The organism is Vibrio kanaloae (assembly GCF_024347535.1).
Lineage (GTDB): Bacteria > Pseudomonadota > Gammaproteobacteria > Enterobacterales > Vibrionaceae > Vibrio > Vibrio kanaloae.
Genome location: NZ_AP025498.1, coordinates 912081 through 928333 on the forward strand (window position 1 = coordinate 912081; position 16253 = coordinate 928333).

A 16253-nucleotide genomic window follows, 5' to 3' on the forward strand; every position below is an offset into this window, starting at 1 on the left:
ATAGACAATGAGTACAGTAAAAGTAGCAACAATCGCTTTATTGGTCGGTGGTGCATTGGGTTTTGGTGTGAACCATTTTCTAATTAATCCAGCACATGACATGTCAGCAATGGCAACGAGTACAGGCGCAGATGTCAGTAAACAGGCCAAGGATGAACCTCTGTATTGGGTGGCTCCGATGGACCCAAATTATCAGCGAGACAAGCCGGGTCAGTCACCTATGGGGATGGATTTAATCCCTGTTTACGCGGATGACTCAAGTGGTGTTAAAGATGAGCCCGGTACCGTGTTCATTGATTCGTCGGTAGAAAATAATCTGGGTGTCAAAACAGCGAAAGTTAAGTTCGAAGCGCTGTCTCCTCGGATTGAAACCGTGGGTTATGTGGCGTTCGATGAAAGTACATTGTGGCAAACCAACGTAAGAGCAGCTGGTTGGGTTGAGAAGCTCTACATCAACGCTGTGGGTGAGAAGGTAAACAAAGGTGATGTGCTTTTCACACTCTATTCTCCAGAGCTTGTTAAAGCACAAGAAGAGTTGATCAGTGCTTATAAAACGGGTCGTAAAGGTTTGATCAAAGGCTCGACTGAACGCTTAATTACCTTGGGTGTTGATAAGACGCAAATCCGCGCTATTACGCGCAAAGGCAAAGCCTCACAAACCATTGAAGTCAAAGCGCCAGCTGATGGTGTCATCGCAAGTTTGAATATCCGAGAAGGTGGTTACCTTGCACCTGCACAAGCGGTGATCAGTGCTGGCCCATTAGGCGAAGTATGGGTTGATGCTGAGGTGTTTGAGCGTCAAGCGCACTGGATCTTGTCAGGCAGCAATGCGGTGATGACGCTAGATGCCATTCCCGGCAAAGAGTGGTTGGGTAATGTCGATTACGTGTACCCAATCCTTGACCCAAAAACTCGAACCTTGCGCGTTCGTTTGAAGTTCTCCAATCCAAATGGCGAGCTTAAGCCAAATATGTTTGCCAATATTGCGCTGAAACCCATCAGTGATGAAGCTGTTCTTACTATCCCAAGATCTTCGGTGATTCACTCCGGTGGTATGACTCGAGTGGTGATGTCAGAAGGTTCTGGCAAGTATCGCTCTGCTCGTATTGAGGTTGGTCGTGAAGCTGGCGAAAAAATAGAGGTGCTTCAAGGGCTAGAGCAAGGTGAGAACATTGTCACTTCTGCGCACTTCATGTTGGATTCTGAATCGAGCCAATCCGCTGATCTGTCACGCATCAATGGTGTTGAAGAAGAAGCTGAAACCGTATGGGCGAACGGTGAAATTTCCGATGTTATGCAAGGTAGTCGCATGGTGACGATTAACCATCAGCCTGTTCCAGAATGGGATTGGCCGGGCATGGTGATGAATTTCACCTTTGCGGAAGGCTTGGACATGAGTGACGTCCAACGTGGTAAGGCGATTGATTTCGAGATGAGAAAGACAGAGTCAGGGCAGTACGAGGTTGTGGATTACAAGGTCAACAAACACAAGATGGCTGGCGAAGTTTGGGTGACGGGTGACATCACCATGTTGATGGCAGATTTTGGCATGATCACCGTAAAACATCAGCCTGTCCCTGAGTGGAATTGGAAAGCGGGTGAAATGAATTTCCAAGCCAGTGATGACCTTGATTTATCTGAGTTTGCCGAGGGTCAAACCATTCGGTTTCTAGTGGTGAAGCAGGGTTCTGATTATGTGCTCAAATCTCTCGAACCGACGAATAGCACGGGTGAGGGCGAACTATGATCAATGCAATCATTCGCTGGTCTATTAGTAACCGCTTCTTAGTGCTGGTTGCTACTGTAGCCATCGTATTTGGCGGCTTATACAGCGTTAAAAATACACCGGTCGATGCCATTCCTGATTTGTCAGATGTTCAGGTGATCATCAAAACCAGTTATCCGGGACAAGCGCCGCAAGTGGTCGAGGATCAGGTGACTTATCCATTAACCACCGCCATGTTAGCTGTACCGGGTGCTGAAACGGTTCGTGGTTACTCGTTCTTTGGTGATTCCTATGTCTATATCATCTTCAATGACGATACTGATATGTACTGGGCACGTTCACGAGTGCTGGAGTACTTAAGCCAAGTTGCACCTAACTTGCCATCGAGTGCCAAGCCAACACTAGGGCCAGATGCAACCGGTGTGGGCTGGGTTTACAGCTACGTGTTGCAAGATAAAACCGGTCAGCACGACTTAGCGGAACTTCGTAGTTTGCAAGATTGGTTCTTGAAGTATGAATTGCAAACTGTAGAAGGCGTGTCTGAAGTGGCGACCGTTGGCGGCATGGTGAAGCAGTATCAAGTACAGATTGATCCTGCCAAGTTACGTGCTTACGACCTAACGCTTCAGCAAGTCAATAAGGCAATCCAAGATGGTAATCAAGAAACAGGTGCGTCTGTTGTCGAGATTGCTGAAGCCGAGCACATGGTTCGTACAACCGGCTACCTGACAAGCATTGAAGACATTCAATCTTTGCCGCTAAAAGTGACTGACAAAGGGACTCCACTGCTGCTCGGCGACATTGCTGACATTAACCTTGGCCCGCAAATGCGTCGTGGTATCTCTGAACTTAATGGTGAAGGAGAAGCGGTTGGCGGCGTTATCGTGATGCGCTTTGGTGAAAATGCCAGCGAAGTGATCGACTCGGTGAAATCCAAACTCGCTGAGCTGCAAGCCGGTTTACCTGATGGTGTCGAGATTGTCGCGACTTATGATCGTTCGACTTTGATTGATTCAGCCGTTGAAAACCTTTGGAAGAAGCTGGCTGAAGAGTTCATCGTGGTCGCCGTGGTGTGTGCGCTGTTCTTATTCCACATCCGATCATCACTGGTTATCGCGCTAAGTCTGCCTGTCGGTATCTTAGGCGCATTCATCGTTATGCATTGGCAGGGTATTAACGCCAACATTATGTCTCTTGGCGGGATCGCGATTGCGATTGGCGCCATGGTGGATGGTGCCATAGTGATGATTGAGAACGTTCATAAACACATTGAACGGACTCCGCTCACTGACAAAAACCGTTGGCAAGTGATTGGTAAGGCGGCAGAAGAAGTCGGCGCACCGCTGTTCTTCTCTCTGATTATCATTACCTTGAGCTTTGTGCCTGTGTTCGCGCTAGAAGGGCAAGAGGGCAAGATGTTCTCGCCACTTGCGTTTACCAAGACGTATGCAATGGCCGCTGCAGCCGGTTTGGCTATCACGCTTGTGCCTGTGCTAATGGGTTACTTCATTCGCGGTAACGTGTTGCCTGAACACAAAAACCCAGTGAACCGAAGCCTAGTGGCGATGTACAAACCGCTTCTGAACCTCAGCCTAAAATATCCAAAGGTGATGATTGTTATCGCACTTGGCTTAATGGCGTCTGCTTATTACCCAACCAGTAAGCTTGGCAGCGAGTTCATCCCTCCTTTGGACGAAGGGGATTTGATGTACATGCCAACCACGTATCCGGGCATCTCAATAGGTAAGGCTCGTGAGTTGTTGCAACAGACCAACAAGCTCATCAAAACCATTCCAGAAGTCGAAACCACGTGGGGCAAAACTGGTCGAGCAGAGACAGCAACCGATCCTGCACCGTTAACCATGATTGAAACCGTGATTCAGCTTAAACCGCGAGATGAGTGGCGTGACGGTGTCACTACGGAGTCTCTGCGTAAAGAGTTTGATGATCTTATTCAGTTCCCAGGTTTAACCAATGCGTGGGTTATGCCAATCAAAACCCGTATCGACATGTTAGCGACCGGTATCAAAACCCCAATCGGCATCAAAATCGCTGGCCCAGAGCTTAGCGTGATTGAAGATATTGGTTCGCAACTTGAACCCATCCTCAACAGCGTGAGTGGTACGGCTTCTGTCTACGCCGAGCGTGTTGCGGGCGGTCGTTATGTGACGATAGACATTAAACGCCGCTCTGCTGCGCGATATGGCTTGAGCATTAAAGAAGTGCAACAGGTTATCTCGACTGCGGTTGGTGGCATGAACGTGGGTGAAACCGTTGAGGGGCTAGAGCGTTACCCAATCAATGTCCGTTATCCACAAAGTTATCGTGATTCTGTCGTCAAGCTGCAGAACTTACCGTTAGTAACACCAAATGGAGCTCGTATCGCTCTATCGGACGTAGCAGATATTCGTTACGAAGATGGCCCTCCGATGATTAAAACGGAGAATGCTCGTCCTAATGGCTGGGTGTTCGTTGACATCGAAGGTCGCGACCTTGGTTCTTATGTGGCAGAGGCGCAAAAAGTCGTTACCGATCAAATCGTCTTGCCTGCCGGATATTCACTGGCATGGTCTGGTCAATACGAATACATGGAGCGTGCGAAGGATCGTTTGAGTGTCGTTGTGCCAATCACCATCGCCATCATCATGTTGTTGCTCTACCTCAGCTTCCGCCGCGTCGGTGAGGTGATGATGATCATGCTGACATTGCCACTCGCAATGGTTGGTGGCCTATGGCTGATGCATGTCCTCAATTACAACTTCTCGATTGCGGTGGGTGTAGGCTTTATCGCCCTTGCCGGGGTAGCTGTTGAGATAGGCGTCATTATGTTGGTCTACCTAAACCAAGCATGGCACTACAAAAAATTGGATGCGGAGCAGAACCAGCAAGCACTTCAGAGTGAAGACTTAACGGATGCGATTCGTGAGGGTGCAGGACTGCGTGTTCGCCCAGTGATGATGACAGTACTTACGGTGATCATTGGCCTCATTCCAATTATGTATGGCGAGGGAACGGGCTCTGAAGTGATGCAGCGAATTGCCGCGCCGATGATAGGCGGAATGGCGTCGGCACTGTTGCTTACCCTACTGGTTTTGCCTGCAATCTTTAAGCTCTGGAAACAGCGTGAGATTACGCATAGCCAAAACGAGACAAACAAATAACGTATTGATTATTAGCCCTTACTTACCAATACAGAGTGGGTAAGGGCGTACCACATGAACATGTGAAACTAACAGATAAATAACTGAATTAATCTAAGGAACGATCATGAAAAAGACACTTATTGCGATTGCACTGACGTTAACTACTGCAACGGCTTTTGCCGAAATGGACCACTCAAATATGGATCACTCGATGATGAAGAGTGGAGAGATGGATCATTCAAAAATGGATCACAGCATGATGAAGGATGGAAAGATGGACCATTCGATGATGAATATGGAAGGCATGTCTGAAGTGGGTATGCCTGCGACAGGTGCAAAGCCGGATAAAGTGGTTCATGTTCTGCTAAGTGACGATATGAAAATTACATTTAAGAACAAGGTTGATATTGAGCCGAACGACGTGGTGCAGTTCGTTGTGATGAACACAGGCAAGATTGATCACGAATTCTCGATTGGGTCTGCTTCAGAGCAATTAGAGCACCGTGAAATGATGAAAAACATGGGCAATCACGCTCATGACTCGGGTAGCACAGTTACAGTTAAGCCGGGTAAAGCGAAGCAATTGCTGTGGCATTTCCATGGTGATAATAACGTAGAGTTCGCGTGCAATATTCCTGGTCACGCTGAAGCGGGTATGGTGAAGTCGTTAACGCTATAAGGTGATACACAAGCCATATCTAGTTCAAAGGGATGAGTGCTAGGTATGGCTACCTTGTTTTAGTGCTATTTAGGTATTAGCTTTAAAAGACTATAGGAATAGGAGTTTAAGGATGAATAAGACAGTTCTAGTACTTGCAGTAACGGGTGCTTTAATAACGTGGTCGACCCACAGCATTGCTGCTAAACCTGAGTGGGCTGGTAAAGGTAAGCCCGATTTAGAAGAAGTGAAAACGCTCGCTGAGGCTAAAAAAGTTGAAGGCGAAATTGATGATCGTGAGAAGCAGCTTGATTCAATGATCGAAGAGAAAAATAAGAAAGCGAAAAAAAGTAAGAACAAAAAAGATAAGCAGAAACTAGATAAAGAACTCGACGATTTGGAAGACGAGAAAGAAGCCCTCGAAGAGAGTAAAGAGAAGCTCAAAGATAAGAAAGAAAAGCTTGAAGATGATATGGATAATGACGAAGAAAAGTCGGGATTAGAAAAGCAGAAAGACAAGAAAGCGGAACAAGAGCGTAAAGAAGAAGGAAAAGGGTCAGAGAAAGGCCAACAGCAGCGTGAAGAAAACAGCAAAAAGTGGTGGAACTTCTGGGAGTAATTCGAGGGCGTTACATCACCAACTCATTTCAACCTATCAGCACAGCTTTGTGTGGCAGCTAAGTCATTGGTTAAACATTGTGACCAGTTAAAGATAAGTCTCAACCTGTTCAGGAATACATGAACTAACTTGTATTGGCTGAGGCTTATCTGTAGTTAGAATCACTGTAGCAAGATAGAAGTTTCAAGCAGGTGGTGTGCTTCGCCGCTCAGGTGCGGCAGCTCTGCCATGACCTTTTTAAACTTGTCATCGATTGACTCTACTTCATTCAGCGAACGAAAAGCCAGTACAGCCTGTTCCGGCTCGCTGTTCACATAACCTTTCAATGTATCTAGCTGAATTTTATTGGCATTTTCAACTTTTGCCAGCGCGACATTAATTGCTTCGATGTTAATTGTTAACTCATTGCTTTTAAACATTTTTATTATTTATGGGTTGTTGCTAATGCGCGCACATTAACACAACTGATTTTTCGGATATTGACCAAGATTATTAAATTGGAACAATTTTGAAAATCATTAAAAGTTGAGCTGCAATGTGTGATTTAGATAGCTGTCAGAAATACGAAGCGATTTAAGGAGTTAATAGCTTTGGTTGGTCTATTAACGTTGATTCGTTAATCTAAGCTTAAACAAAATAAGTTTAATCAATATAGATTTAATGACTATGGACCTAACGAATGGAGAAAGTTTTTGAATAGGGTATCGCTGGAAGAAAACACGTAATGAAGCTTAAGAAGAAGTTGGAGCGTGCAGCGGGAATCGAACCCGCATCATCAGCTTGGAAGGCTGAGGTAATAGCCATTATACGATGCACGCACACTGTCTTATGAGTAAGACTGAGGCATTAAGAGACTTGGAGCGTGCAGCGGGAATCGAACCCGCATCATCAGCTTGGAAGGCTGAGGTAATAGCCATTATACGATGCACGCACATCGTCTTAACGAGTTTGATAATGCCACATCTAACTGAAAACGAAACCTTTTTCTTTCATTTTTACTCTAAGTGCTCGCATAATCACCACTCCGATAGTTTTTTACTCGCCTTTTGTGCTTCTAGAAAGAGTAAAGTGTGATTAAACTCTTGTTCAGTCTAGGTCTAAAATAACAGATAACCTATACCTTTGGTAAAGGAGTCAGCCCATATTTATAAATTTAAATGGATACTCATTCCGTTCGAGACGTGAGCAAATCATGAAAAGTCGTAAGTTAAAATAAAGGGTTTTTCATCCAAATTGTCGAGTTTCTGATAACAATTTAGATGCATAAATACAACTTGAGCATAAATCATATCATTCACTAAACTAATCCCCAAATAGTGGCGTTATAAGTAATCATGAGCGTTTGGAGAAAAAAGTAACGAGTTTAGTTGAAAGTTTGCGCAAAATCCTCGTCATTCCGTCTGTCGTTTGTTACATTTGCCGCATATTTTGTCTCCCCCTTAATGCACCCATGCCTTCTCAGTACCGAATTAACAAAATTGTTGAAATTGGTGACACTCTTCACCGCAGTGGTTGTGCTCCTTATAAGCTTGAAAAGTACACACAATACTATGCAAGAAAGCATGGTGTTGATGTGATGATCCAAGCAACGCCAACCGCGATTAACTATCAGTTTCCAGATGATAACAACGCCGTTATTCTAAAACGCCAAAAATTGGCCTCAATTAATCTGAGTTTGTTGGCAAATACCATTATTCGTATTAATCAACCGAGTAGTGAACCGGTGCCAGAACCTGTAGGTTATTCTAAATGGGTGACAGCTCTTGCCAATATGGGCATTCCGCCCGCGTATTTGATGCTTGTGGGCAGCACGCTAGAAGCGGTTGCTTTCTCGGTGTTTTTGGGGTTGATGGTTTGGGTGTGTCAGCAAGTTCTACATTCACGTCGTGCCATCGCGGTTGAATTCATTTCGGCGTTATTGACCGGTATTTTCGTTGCTTTCTTGGCGAGTACAGGCCTGCCCATTCCTGTTTGGGCATTGTGTATTGCTTCAATAGTTTTGTTCGTACCCGGGTTATCAATAGCCAACGCATTAGAGTGTTTGGCGTTTAATGACTTGGTCTCCGGCACGAGCTTGCTCGGTCAAAGTGCGTTAACCCTCATTAAGCTGTTTGTTGGCATTGTTATGGGTCTCAATATTGGCGAAGCGATATGGGGGCAGGCCGTTTCTATTTCTTATATCAATGCAGTGCCGATATGGATGCACGTTTCTGGATTGGTGCTGATTTCTGTCTCTATCGGTGTGATGTTTAATGCGCGCCCAACGGATATTCTATTAGGTTTACCCGTCGCTGTTCTCGGTATGTGGGGCCCGTTTTATCTAGGTTTTGATAGTGGTTGGGTTGTGGGTACTTGGGTAACCACAGTGTTGATTACCCTTTATGGTACTTGGATTGCGAAGAAAATGGATCTCACTGGTTCGATCTATATCGTGCAAGGGATCATTATCTTGGTCCCGGGTAGTCGCGTGTTGGTGAGTGCTAGCCAATCGGTGTTTGAGCAGTCTATTTTGCCGATCCCAAGTATCGGTTTATCGGCGCTGTTTATGTTCTCCGCGATTGTGGCTGGGCAAATCACAGCGTATTCAATCTACTCGCCAAAAGTAGAACATTGACCTTTTTAGATTACGACTGCCTTTTAAACAAATTAGTTTCATCAACAAACACAGCTTCATGGCTGTGTTTGTTTGTTTTCGGCGCAGCTCTTTTCCTATTCTAGATTCATCGGTTAGATTTGTGCTCGCTAAGCCTAGCAAGAGCCATTAAAATGAGCACAAATTCCATTTAAATGAAGTATTAACGTATGTCTTTACCTCCTTGTCCGCAATGCCAATCTGAATACGTCTACCCAGATCAAAACAACCTAATCTGCCCTGAGTGCGCTTATGAGTGGAACCCAGAAGAAGAGCGCTTAGAAAGAGAAGCTGCGCGCGTTAAGGATGTTAACGGTGCCGTTTTAGAAACTGGTGATAAAGTAACTTTTATTAAAGATTTAAAAGTAAAAGGTAGCTCTAGCGTATTAAAAATTGGTACTAAAGCTGTGATTAGACGTATCAACGAAGGCAAAGATCATCAGCTAGATTGCAAACTTGATGGTGGCGGTGAGATGCTAGTGACAGCGAAATACGTGAAAAAGCAGTAACCATTCATTTTATTGTTGGAGATATTTTGAAGTATTCAACAAGACCTGCTCAGTCATCAGATTATGAATTTCTGTTCGAGCTTAAGAAAGCTGCTGAGTTTGAACCAATCAAAGCCGTATTTGGCTGGGATGAACAAATTCAACGAGATATACATGCTGAAGAGTGGGCAGAAGAACGGCCTGAAATTATTGAATATCAAAGCAAAGCGATTGGGAGTGTGTTGTTGCAAGACAAAGGCGAGCACTTTTATTTTTGCCGATTCTTCTTACTGCCGGAGTATCATGGAAAGGGCATTGGCAGCCAAGTATTGAAAGATTGCTTAACTAAGGCTGACAGCCTCAATAAACCCGTCGAACTTTGTTACCTGCAAGGTAATCGAGTTGGGGAGTTGTACTTGAGGTTTGGCTTTGAAATCACCTCGCAAAACGATCAGTTTGTCTATATGTGGCGCCAGTAATTCCAAGCATTAGTTATTAACTTCAACGGCACAGTTCGCCTTTGAGGTTTTTTGTTTTGGTTTTCAATTTAAGATTTAATCGCCAACAGTGCTCCGAAAGTCACTAAACCAAATCCACACGCTTGATTAAGCCTTTTCTTTGCTCTCAATAGATGCTTTTTCAATGTATTCGAAGTAAACAGCATAGCAACAACGCCAAACCATAAGCCGTGAAGAACGATCATGTAAAGCCCATAGCCAAGTGCGACATGTTGGTTCGCAGCATCGGGTGAGATGACTTGGCTGAAGATGCTCAGGAAGAACAGCATGGTTTTTGGGTTGAGCACGTTACATAAAAAGCCTTGTGCTAAATAGCGCCAAACACTGGTGCTTTGCTTTGCATCTTCCATAGGTGTAAGCTTGTTGTCCGCACTCAAGATACCTTTTAGCCCTAGATAAATAAGGTAGGCTGCGCCTGCGTATCTGATCATGTCAAACAGCTGCTCATTCTGTGATATTAAGTAACTGATCCCAAGCATTGAATAACTGATGTGAACACAAATCGCTAAACTCACACCTATTGCAGTCCAAATCCCTGCTTGTCTTCCTTGACTGACACTGTTTTTCAAAACTAAAACGAAATCAGCTCCTGGGCTTATAACAATCAATAGTCCCAATACTGCTAGGTTTAACCACTCCATAATGACTCCAACTCTTTATATTTGATGAGCCAGCATTGTATGGTTTTTTATTGCTGCCTATAATCGAAATGAATTCTACCTATCTGTGAGAAAAAATCACACATGAGACATTTGAAAGCATTTCATATTTTCCACGTAGCAGCGCATTCGAGCAGTTATAGTGATGCGGCGGATAAACTCAATATCACACATGGCGCAGTGAGTAAGCAGATCAAGGTATTGGAAAATCACTTATCCCAAGTTTTGTTCTACAAACAGGGCAGGAATGTGTGTCTCACTAAAGAAGGGGAATTACTCAAAGGTTACACAGAGCAAGCATTCCAAGCCTTGGAGACTGGAGTCCATAAGCTTAATCAGTTGAATCATCAAGCGTTGGAAGTTTCATGCGAACCCACATTGACCATGCGTTGGTTAATGCCTCGACTCGGTGATTTCTATAACGAATCCGGAATTGATGTTCGATTGTCTACCGCAGGTGGGCCTGTGACATTAGGCGCAACTGGTTTAGATATGGCCATTCGCCGAGACGACTTCAACGTAACCGAGCACTACAAGCAGATTCCGTTAGTCGAAGAATGGGTTGGCCCGGTGTTCTCGCCTGATTATTGGCAACAGGTCAAAGACAAGCTAGCCGATGTGAAATTATTGCACAGCAGCACGCGACTAAACGCTTGGAACCACTGGGCATCTATCACCAAAGATAGCCAATTTGATAGCCGATTGGTGTCAAAAACTATATCAAACCAGACCTTTGCACACTTCTATTTCTGCTTTCAAGCGGCCGTTGATGGGCTAGGAGCGGCTCTTGGTTCTTATCCATTGGTGGTTGATGATTTGAATAGAGGCAACTTAATCGCACCGTTCGGCTTTGTACCTTCCGGCCATCAGTACATATTGCTCACACAAGATAACAACCATGGTGAACCAGAAAGCCCGTTTGTGGTTTGGTTAAAGAATGAGTTATCGCAGTGTGTTCCATCCTTATAGGAACAACAACCTCTGAACTAGAAGTTTGCTTGTCTTATGTCAGACTCTAGTTCGTTATTGTGGAAATAACTCAATAGGCAAAGACAGCACGCCGCCATTGAGTTTGACTTGTTTTAGCCATTCGGTTGGAATTTCGTCATGTTCTTCGTAGAAACACGCCGCTAATACCGCACCAATTACAATCGCACGACCGCAGCTGTCACCACCACATAAGATGTTGTCGCGAATGCCTTGTTGATAACTCTGAGCACCCGCAATGATGCGAATCAGTAGTGGGAACGCAGCACTCAATTCGCAATGCAATCCGAACTTCTTCGCGGCATCTGTAATCGAAAGCTCAGGTTCAGCCAATGCTTCATCGATTTGATCGTGTATGAACTTGCTGCAAGTTTGTCGCACCATTTCTACCGACTGTAATGGTGAGTTGCCTTGAATTGCCGCTTGAATCAGTAGGGTGATGGCTTGCGCCCATTCCACGGCTTTGTCGTTGTTGTTGGTCACTCGTACCGCGCTCTCTACCATCGCTGGCAAAGTGTGAGAGGTGTAAGTACAGGCGACCAAAGGAATGATTTTTGAAACAGCTGGCAATTGAGTATCATCCGCGCCACACGCTGTAATCGGGGCGTTTGCCAATTCTAATTGATGGATGTTCAACAAGCTCATACGAGTCGCTTTATCAATATAGCCTCGCCAACTACCACCAAAATCAAACCAGAAGCGGAAGTGCTTGATGTAGCTCGCTTCATCGTATTGTTGGTTGTCGACTAAACTGTCGACCATCGCCAATAACTGAGCTCCGTATTGAGATTGTTCACCTGCGGTTTTACCTTGGTGCGCAAAGTAGCCCTTGTCTTGGTAATCGAACTGATTCGGAGAGCGAAATTCTGGCTCAAAACCCGCTACGTGTGAGATCCTCTCTTGGTCATACAGCCAGTGCAGCCCCATTGAAGCGGCGTCTCCAACCAATGCGCCGACAACGGCGTAAAAAGCTCTTTCTTTATGATTGTCCATGTTGAGCGATATCCTTGAGATGAATCAATGTAGTTCGATACGTTAAGTATAGTGATTAGCCGAGCATTTTGCTGTGTTTCTCGGAAGAAATATGAAGGAATAAATCCTTATTGGTCAATAACTTAAATCAATCAGGTGGGATGGATAAGGGTGATGAATAGTTGGGCGAGTCGATACTTTTGATTAATAACGTTACTGGTGGTTAAGGTAAGCACTAGAACGTTGCTCAATCACTTTGAACAGACGCGAAAGTGCAAAGCACAAAGTAAAATATACGAAGCCTACAATCAGCCAGATCTCGAAGATCAACCCCGATGAGTTCGCCATTTCAGTACCAACAAACGTCATCTCTTGGATCGAAATCAGTGAGACAATCGACGTGTCTTTAACCAAAGAGATTGCTTGGCCAGCCAAAGGTGGCGTAATCGCGGTTAATACCTGTGGGCCAACCACAAATCGATACTTAGACAGCGTAGATAAACCGAGAGAGTCAGCTGCTTCCCATTGCCCTTTAGGAATGCTTTCTAAACCAGACCGAATCACTTCAGCGATATAAGCCGAAGAAAGCAAGCCAATACAGATAACACCAGAGGCTAGGTTTTCCCAAAGGTTTGCGGGTCCGAACAGGAACGCTTGAACAGCATTAATTTCACCATTGTGTTCACGTAAAACGTTTTCTAAGCCAAGCAGAGGGATCAGCTGGTTGGAGACAAAGAAGTAAAAGATAAATACAAATACCAATGGCGGAATATTTCGAACCAACTGAATGAAAATCAGCGCCGGTGTTTTGAATAAAGCGATTTTAGAGTGTCTTGCCACCCCTAACAGTGTGCCGAAAGAGAGCGCTAACACCATGCTCCATAAACTTAAACGCAGTGTTGCGACCAAGCCTTGGAAGAAATAAGGGACACTGCCTTGAGAAGGTGGAATGAAGATCAGTGTAAACGCGTCTTCCCAGCGCCACTGGTAATTAATACCGACAGCTGAGCGATAATAAAGCCAACCTGCGAATGCACAAATGGTGGCAAACAACACCCCATCTAATAGGTTAAGGCGTTGATACCAAGGCTTTATGTGAAGGTTGGGCTTGGGCGTTGATAATGCGCTAGTACTACTCACGTCATTCCTGTTTAAACATTAATTATTATTGGTTTGTTGTTTGGATCTAAAGCGAATCAAATAAAGCTACTTAAAGGCGATTTAAGTTGTCGATGAGAAGGCAGTGCAAACAGCGCACTGCCTTGATTAATCAACCAATAGCGAGCCCATATTCAAAAAGTGCGCTCGGCTTCAGGTTACTGACCTTGAGCAATCTGGTCCTGCCAATCCAGCGTAGAGAACCAGTACTCGTAACGTTCTTTCAACCAACCGTCTTCAGTACGAGCTTTGATCCACGCGTTGAAAAACTCTGCTTTGTCTGTTTCGCCTAGGCGCACAGCAAACGCTTCGTTACCTTTTGATAGGCGCTCTTCAAATGGAATGAATAGCGTGTCTGCGTTTTTGATTGTTTCGTGTTCTGGTTTCGGGCTAGATGCGATAACCGCGTGTGCATTGCCGTTTAACACTTCTTGGAACGCTTGAGCGTCGTCATCAAACTGTAGAACCTTAGCTTTCGGGAAGGTTTCACGAGCGACTTGAACCGTGAAAGCACCACGACGAGCAGCTATCTTCACACGACGAGAATCGAAATCAGAGAGCTGAGTAAAGCCTTCAGCCAGATCTTTGTTTGCAGCTAGCTGAACGCCAGAGTGAGAGTAAGGTTCAGTGAACAGTACGCTTTTAGATCGCGCTTCAGTGATAGACATACCGCCGATGATCACATCAAATTTCTTCGATAATAGAGAAGGGATGATGCCGTCCCACGCCGTAGGAACAAATTCGACTTTCCAGCCTGAATCTTTGGCAAGACGTTTCGCCACGTCAATTTCAAAGCCAACAAGGTCGCCTTGTTTGTTACGCATTGCCCAAGGTACAAAAGTCGACATACCAACACGCAGAGAGCCACGATCGTTGATTTTATCTAGGTTAGGCGTTTCAGAAGCAAGTGCAGGCAAACTGACGGCAAGCGCAAGTAGAGCTGTAATTGCGGTTTTAAATAGCTTCATGCTGATAAATCCTTATTGTGTTCGCCAGTTAGCCCCGAGCTTATGCTCAAGCCAAGCAGCAACGGCAGAAAGTGAAAGTGTAAGTGCAAGATAAATGATCGCCACAGAGAACCAAATCTCAAATGGCATCGCGGTTTCAGAAACAATGTTCCTAGCTTCAGTTGTCAGGTCGAAAATCGCCATGACACTCACAATCGAAGAGTTTTTAATAAGAGAGATGACTTCATTTGTCAAAGGCGGTAACGTACGTTGAATCACCTGAGGAAGAATCACATCCCAATAAGTATAGGTCTTTGATAAGCCCAAAGATTGAGCCGCTTCAAATTGTCCTTTAGCAATGCCATTTAAACCGGCACGGAAGATTTCGGCAGTATAAGCACCTTGGAACAGTGCCAAGGCTAAAACAGCAGTACTAAATCGATCCAACCCTAGTACGGGGCCAAACACAAAATAGAGCAAATAGATTTGTACTAATAACGGCGTGTTACGAATCAACTCAACATAGCTGGCGGCTAAGGTACGACCAACCACGGAATTAGAGTTGCGTAATAGGGCTGTGGTTAAACCAATAATTAGTGTAGCGACTAAAGAGATCAAAGAGATATTGATAGTAACCAGTAACCCTTCCATCAGTTCTGCAGGCCACCATTCGCCATCTTCATAGAAAGCAATATAGTCCGGTACGCGCTCCCATTGCCAGCTATATCCCATGGTTTGTGCGCCAGAATCGAGAATCCAAACAACAGCAGCCACAAGTACAACAATTTGTACTAAAGCGGCTAGGGCGGGTTTCACTATTTTAAGTAGCATCAGTAAGTCAAAATCTGATTTAGGAACGCTTGAGTACGTTCATGTTGAGGTTTTTCAAAAAGCGCTTGAGGCGTATTGGATTCCACTATTTGCCCTTCATCCATAAAAATGACGCGGTCAGCAACTCGTTTCGCAAAGCCCATTTCGTGTGTCACGCACACCATGGTAATCCCCTCGCTTGCAAGTTCAACCATCACATCGAGCACCTCGTTGATCATTTCTGGGTCAAGGGCAGATGTTGGTTCATCAAACAACAATAATTCAGGTTTCATACAAAGAGAACGAGCAATCGCAACACGTTGTTGTTGGCCGCCAGAAAGCTGAGCTGGGTATTTATTGGCTTGCTCTGCAATGTGCACACATTCAAGATAATGCATCGCTATTTTCTCTGCATCTTGTTTGCTTTTTTTGAGCGTACGGGTCGGAGACAAAGTCAGGTTTTCAAGCACCGTAAGGTGGGGGAATAAGTGGAAGTGTTGAAATACCATACCGACTTGACCTGGAGTGCTGAATTTGCACGGAAGCGCTTGTTCTAGCACAGAAAGCTCGCCACTTTCGAAGGGCTCTAGCTGGTTGATACAGCGGATCAAGGTTGATTTGCCAGAACCAGACGGCCCGCAAATTACCACAATCTCTCCCTGTTCAATCTTTAAATCGATATCCTTTAGGGCATGGAAATCACCATACCACTTGTTAAGTGACTTAAACTTAACCATTTCCTTCAGAGACTTCAAATCGTCTTACATACCTTGTAATTGAGCAGTTTACCTTATCAATATAAAAATATGATTGCACATAAAAATAAGAGCTTATGAGAATTTAATAGCATCTTGTAGGGCAAATAAAAAGCAGCGCCAAAATGAACGCTGCTTTTGATATACGAAAGAACAAAGAATTAGGTTCAGTGTAACGCCA

15 protein-coding genes and 2 tRNA genes are annotated in these 16253 nt (G+C 44.7%); 8 read left to right on the forward strand and 9 right to left on the reverse strand.

The window, feature by feature from the left end; all coding sequences use genetic code 11:
* Positions 1-7: 7 nt before the first annotated feature.
* The 4 genes from OCV24_RS18240 to OCV24_RS18255 all read left to right on the forward strand — a co-directional run bounded on the left by OCV24_RS18240 (position 8) and on the right by OCV24_RS18255 (position 6146).
* The gene (locus OCV24_RS18240; RefSeq protein WP_150877307.1) at positions 8-1747 is read left to right on the forward strand and encodes an efflux RND transporter periplasmic adaptor subunit; all 1740 of its coding nucleotides are present in this window, start codon (positions 8-10) and stop codon (positions 1745-1747) included.
* The gene (locus OCV24_RS18245; protein ID WP_150877305.1) at positions 1744-4887 is read left to right on the forward strand and encodes an efflux RND transporter permease subunit; all 3144 of its coding nucleotides are present in this window, start codon (positions 1744-1746) and stop codon (positions 4885-4887) included. The genes OCV24_RS18240 and OCV24_RS18245 overlap by 4 nt, the downstream gene beginning before the upstream one ends.
* Positions 4888-4993: 106 nt before the next feature.
* Entirely contained in the window at positions 4994-5548 is a 555-nt protein-coding gene (copI, locus tag OCV24_RS18250) for a copper-resistant cuproprotein CopI (RefSeq protein WP_017085575.1), read from the forward strand.
* A 112-nt stretch (positions 5549-5660) separates the two neighbouring features.
* Positions 5661-6146: a hypothetical protein gene (locus OCV24_RS18255; RefSeq protein ID WP_004731489.1), complete on the forward strand. Its 486-nt coding sequence runs from the start codon at positions 5661-5663 to the stop codon at positions 6144-6146.
* Positions 6147-6307: 161 nt separating this feature from the next.
* Here the strand turns inward: OCV24_RS18255 and OCV24_RS18260 are convergent, their stop codons facing one another.
* The 3 genes from OCV24_RS18260 to OCV24_RS18270 all read right to left on the reverse strand — a co-directional run bounded on the left by OCV24_RS18260 (position 6308) and on the right by OCV24_RS18270 (position 7077).
* On the reverse strand, positions 6308-6565 hold the full coding sequence (locus OCV24_RS18260) for a hypothetical protein (protein ID WP_150877303.1): 258 nt from the start codon (positions 6563-6565) through the stop codon (positions 6308-6310).
* A 324-nt stretch (positions 6566-6889) separates the two neighbouring features.
* Positions 6890-6964, reverse strand: a tRNA-Gly gene (locus OCV24_RS18265).
* 38 nt (positions 6965-7002) lie between these two features.
* Positions 7003-7077, reverse strand: a tRNA-Gly gene (locus OCV24_RS18270).
* A gap of 519 nt (positions 7078-7596) precedes the next feature.
* Here OCV24_RS18270 and OCV24_RS18275 point away from each other — a divergent pair.
* The 3 genes from OCV24_RS18275 to OCV24_RS18285 all read left to right on the forward strand — a co-directional run bounded on the left by OCV24_RS18275 (position 7597) and on the right by OCV24_RS18285 (position 9745).
* Positions 7597-8760, forward strand: coding sequence for a threonine/serine exporter family protein (locus tag OCV24_RS18275; RefSeq protein WP_150877301.1), 1164 nt, complete (start codon positions 7597-7599; stop codon positions 8758-8760).
* A 188-nt stretch (positions 8761-8948) separates the two neighbouring features.
* On the forward strand, positions 8949-9287 hold the full coding sequence (locus tag OCV24_RS18280; RefSeq protein ID WP_046224897.1) for a zinc ribbon domain-containing protein YjdM: 339 nt from the start codon (positions 8949-8951) through the stop codon (positions 9285-9287).
* Positions 9288-9313: 26 nt separating this feature from the next.
* The gene (locus tag OCV24_RS18285; protein WP_017058140.1) at positions 9314-9745 is read left to right on the forward strand and encodes a GNAT family N-acetyltransferase; all 432 of its coding nucleotides are present in this window, start codon (positions 9314-9316) and stop codon (positions 9743-9745) included.
* Positions 9746-9813: 68 nt separating this feature from the next.
* Here the strand turns inward: OCV24_RS18285 and OCV24_RS18290 are convergent, their stop codons facing one another.
* Positions 9814-10425, reverse strand: coding sequence for a LysE family translocator (locus OCV24_RS18290; RefSeq protein WP_150877299.1), 612 nt, complete (start codon positions 10423-10425; stop codon positions 9814-9816).
* Positions 10426-10527: 102 nt separating this feature from the next.
* On the opposite strand from OCV24_RS18290, the gene OCV24_RS18295 reads away from it, so the two are divergent.
* Positions 10528-11412, forward strand: a complete 885-nt coding sequence (locus OCV24_RS18295; RefSeq protein ID WP_102507928.1) for a LysR family transcriptional regulator — start codon at positions 10528-10530, stop codon at positions 11410-11412.
* Positions 11413-11466: 54 nt separating this feature from the next.
* Here the strand turns inward: OCV24_RS18295 and OCV24_RS18300 are convergent, their stop codons facing one another.
* The 5 genes from OCV24_RS18300 to OCV24_RS18320 form a co-directional block, all read right to left on the reverse strand.
* Positions 11467-12423 (reverse strand): ADP-ribosylglycohydrolase family protein, encoded by a 957-nt coding sequence (locus OCV24_RS18300; protein WP_150877298.1) that lies wholly within the window; start codon positions 12421-12423, stop codon positions 11467-11469.
* A 192-nt stretch (positions 12424-12615) separates the two neighbouring features.
* Positions 12616-13542 carry an amino acid ABC transporter permease gene (locus OCV24_RS18305; RefSeq protein ID WP_137007874.1) on the reverse strand — a complete coding sequence of 309 codons (927 nt, stop codon included), beginning with the start codon at positions 13540-13542 and terminating at the stop codon, positions 12616-12618.
* Between the two features lie 176 nt (positions 13543-13718).
* Positions 13719-14528, reverse strand: coding sequence for a transporter substrate-binding domain-containing protein (locus OCV24_RS18310; RefSeq protein ID WP_060469605.1), 810 nt, complete (start codon positions 14526-14528; stop codon positions 13719-13721).
* A 12-nt stretch (positions 14529-14540) separates the two neighbouring features.
* Entirely contained in the window at positions 14541-15338 is a 798-nt protein-coding gene (locus tag OCV24_RS18315; RefSeq protein WP_077681383.1) for an amino acid ABC transporter permease, read from the reverse strand.
* A complete protein-coding gene (locus OCV24_RS18320; RefSeq protein ID WP_150877740.1) occupies positions 15338-16054 on the reverse strand; it encodes an amino acid ABC transporter ATP-binding protein in 717 nt (238 codons plus the stop codon). The genes OCV24_RS18315 and OCV24_RS18320 overlap by 1 nt, the downstream gene beginning before the upstream one ends.
* Between the last annotated feature and the right edge of the window lie 199 nt (positions 16055-16253).

Bases quoted from the DNA above. Each gene is read 5' to 3' on its own strand.
- OCV24_RS18240 (WP_150877307.1), top strand. From the start codon at position 8: ATGAGTACAGTAAAAGTAGCAACAATCGCTTTATTGGTCGGTGGTGCA.
- OCV24_RS18245 (WP_150877305.1), top strand. From the start codon at position 1,744: ATGATCAATGCAATCATTCGCTGGTCTATTAGTAACCGCTTCTTAGTG.
- copI (WP_017085575.1), top strand. From the start codon at position 4,994: ATGAAAAAGACACTTATTGCGATTGCACTGACGTTAACTACTGCAACG.
- OCV24_RS18255 (WP_004731489.1), top strand. From the start codon at position 5,661: ATGAATAAGACAGTTCTAGTACTTGCAGTAACGGGTGCTTTAATAACG.
- OCV24_RS18260 (WP_150877303.1), bottom strand. From the start codon at position 6,565: ATGTTTAAAAGCAATGAGTTAACAATTAACATCGAAGCAATTAATGTC.
- OCV24_RS18275 (WP_150877301.1), top strand. From the start codon at position 7,597: ATGCCTTCTCAGTACCGAATTAACAAAATTGTTGAAATTGGTGACACT.
- OCV24_RS18280 (WP_046224897.1), top strand. From the start codon at position 8,949: ATGTCTTTACCTCCTTGTCCGCAATGCCAATCTGAATACGTCTACCCA.
- OCV24_RS18290 (WP_150877299.1), bottom strand. From the start codon at position 10,425: ATGGAGTGGTTAAACCTAGCAGTATTGGGACTATTGATTGTTATAAGC.
- OCV24_RS18295 (WP_102507928.1), top strand. From the start codon at position 10,528: ATGAGACATTTGAAAGCATTTCATATTTTCCACGTAGCAGCGCATTCG.
- OCV24_RS18300 (WP_150877298.1), bottom strand. From the start codon at position 12,423: ATGGACAATCATAAAGAAAGAGCTTTTTACGCCGTTGTCGGCGCATTG.
- OCV24_RS18310 (WP_060469605.1), bottom strand. From the start codon at position 14,528: ATGAAGCTATTTAAAACCGCAATTACAGCTCTACTTGCGCTTGCCGTC.
- OCV24_RS18315 (WP_077681383.1), bottom strand. From the start codon at position 15,338: ATGCTACTTAAAATAGTGAAACCCGCCCTAGCCGCTTTAGTACAAATT.
- OCV24_RS18320 (WP_150877740.1), bottom strand. From the start codon at position 16,054: ATGGTTAAGTTTAAGTCACTTAACAAGTGGTATGGTGATTTCCATGCC.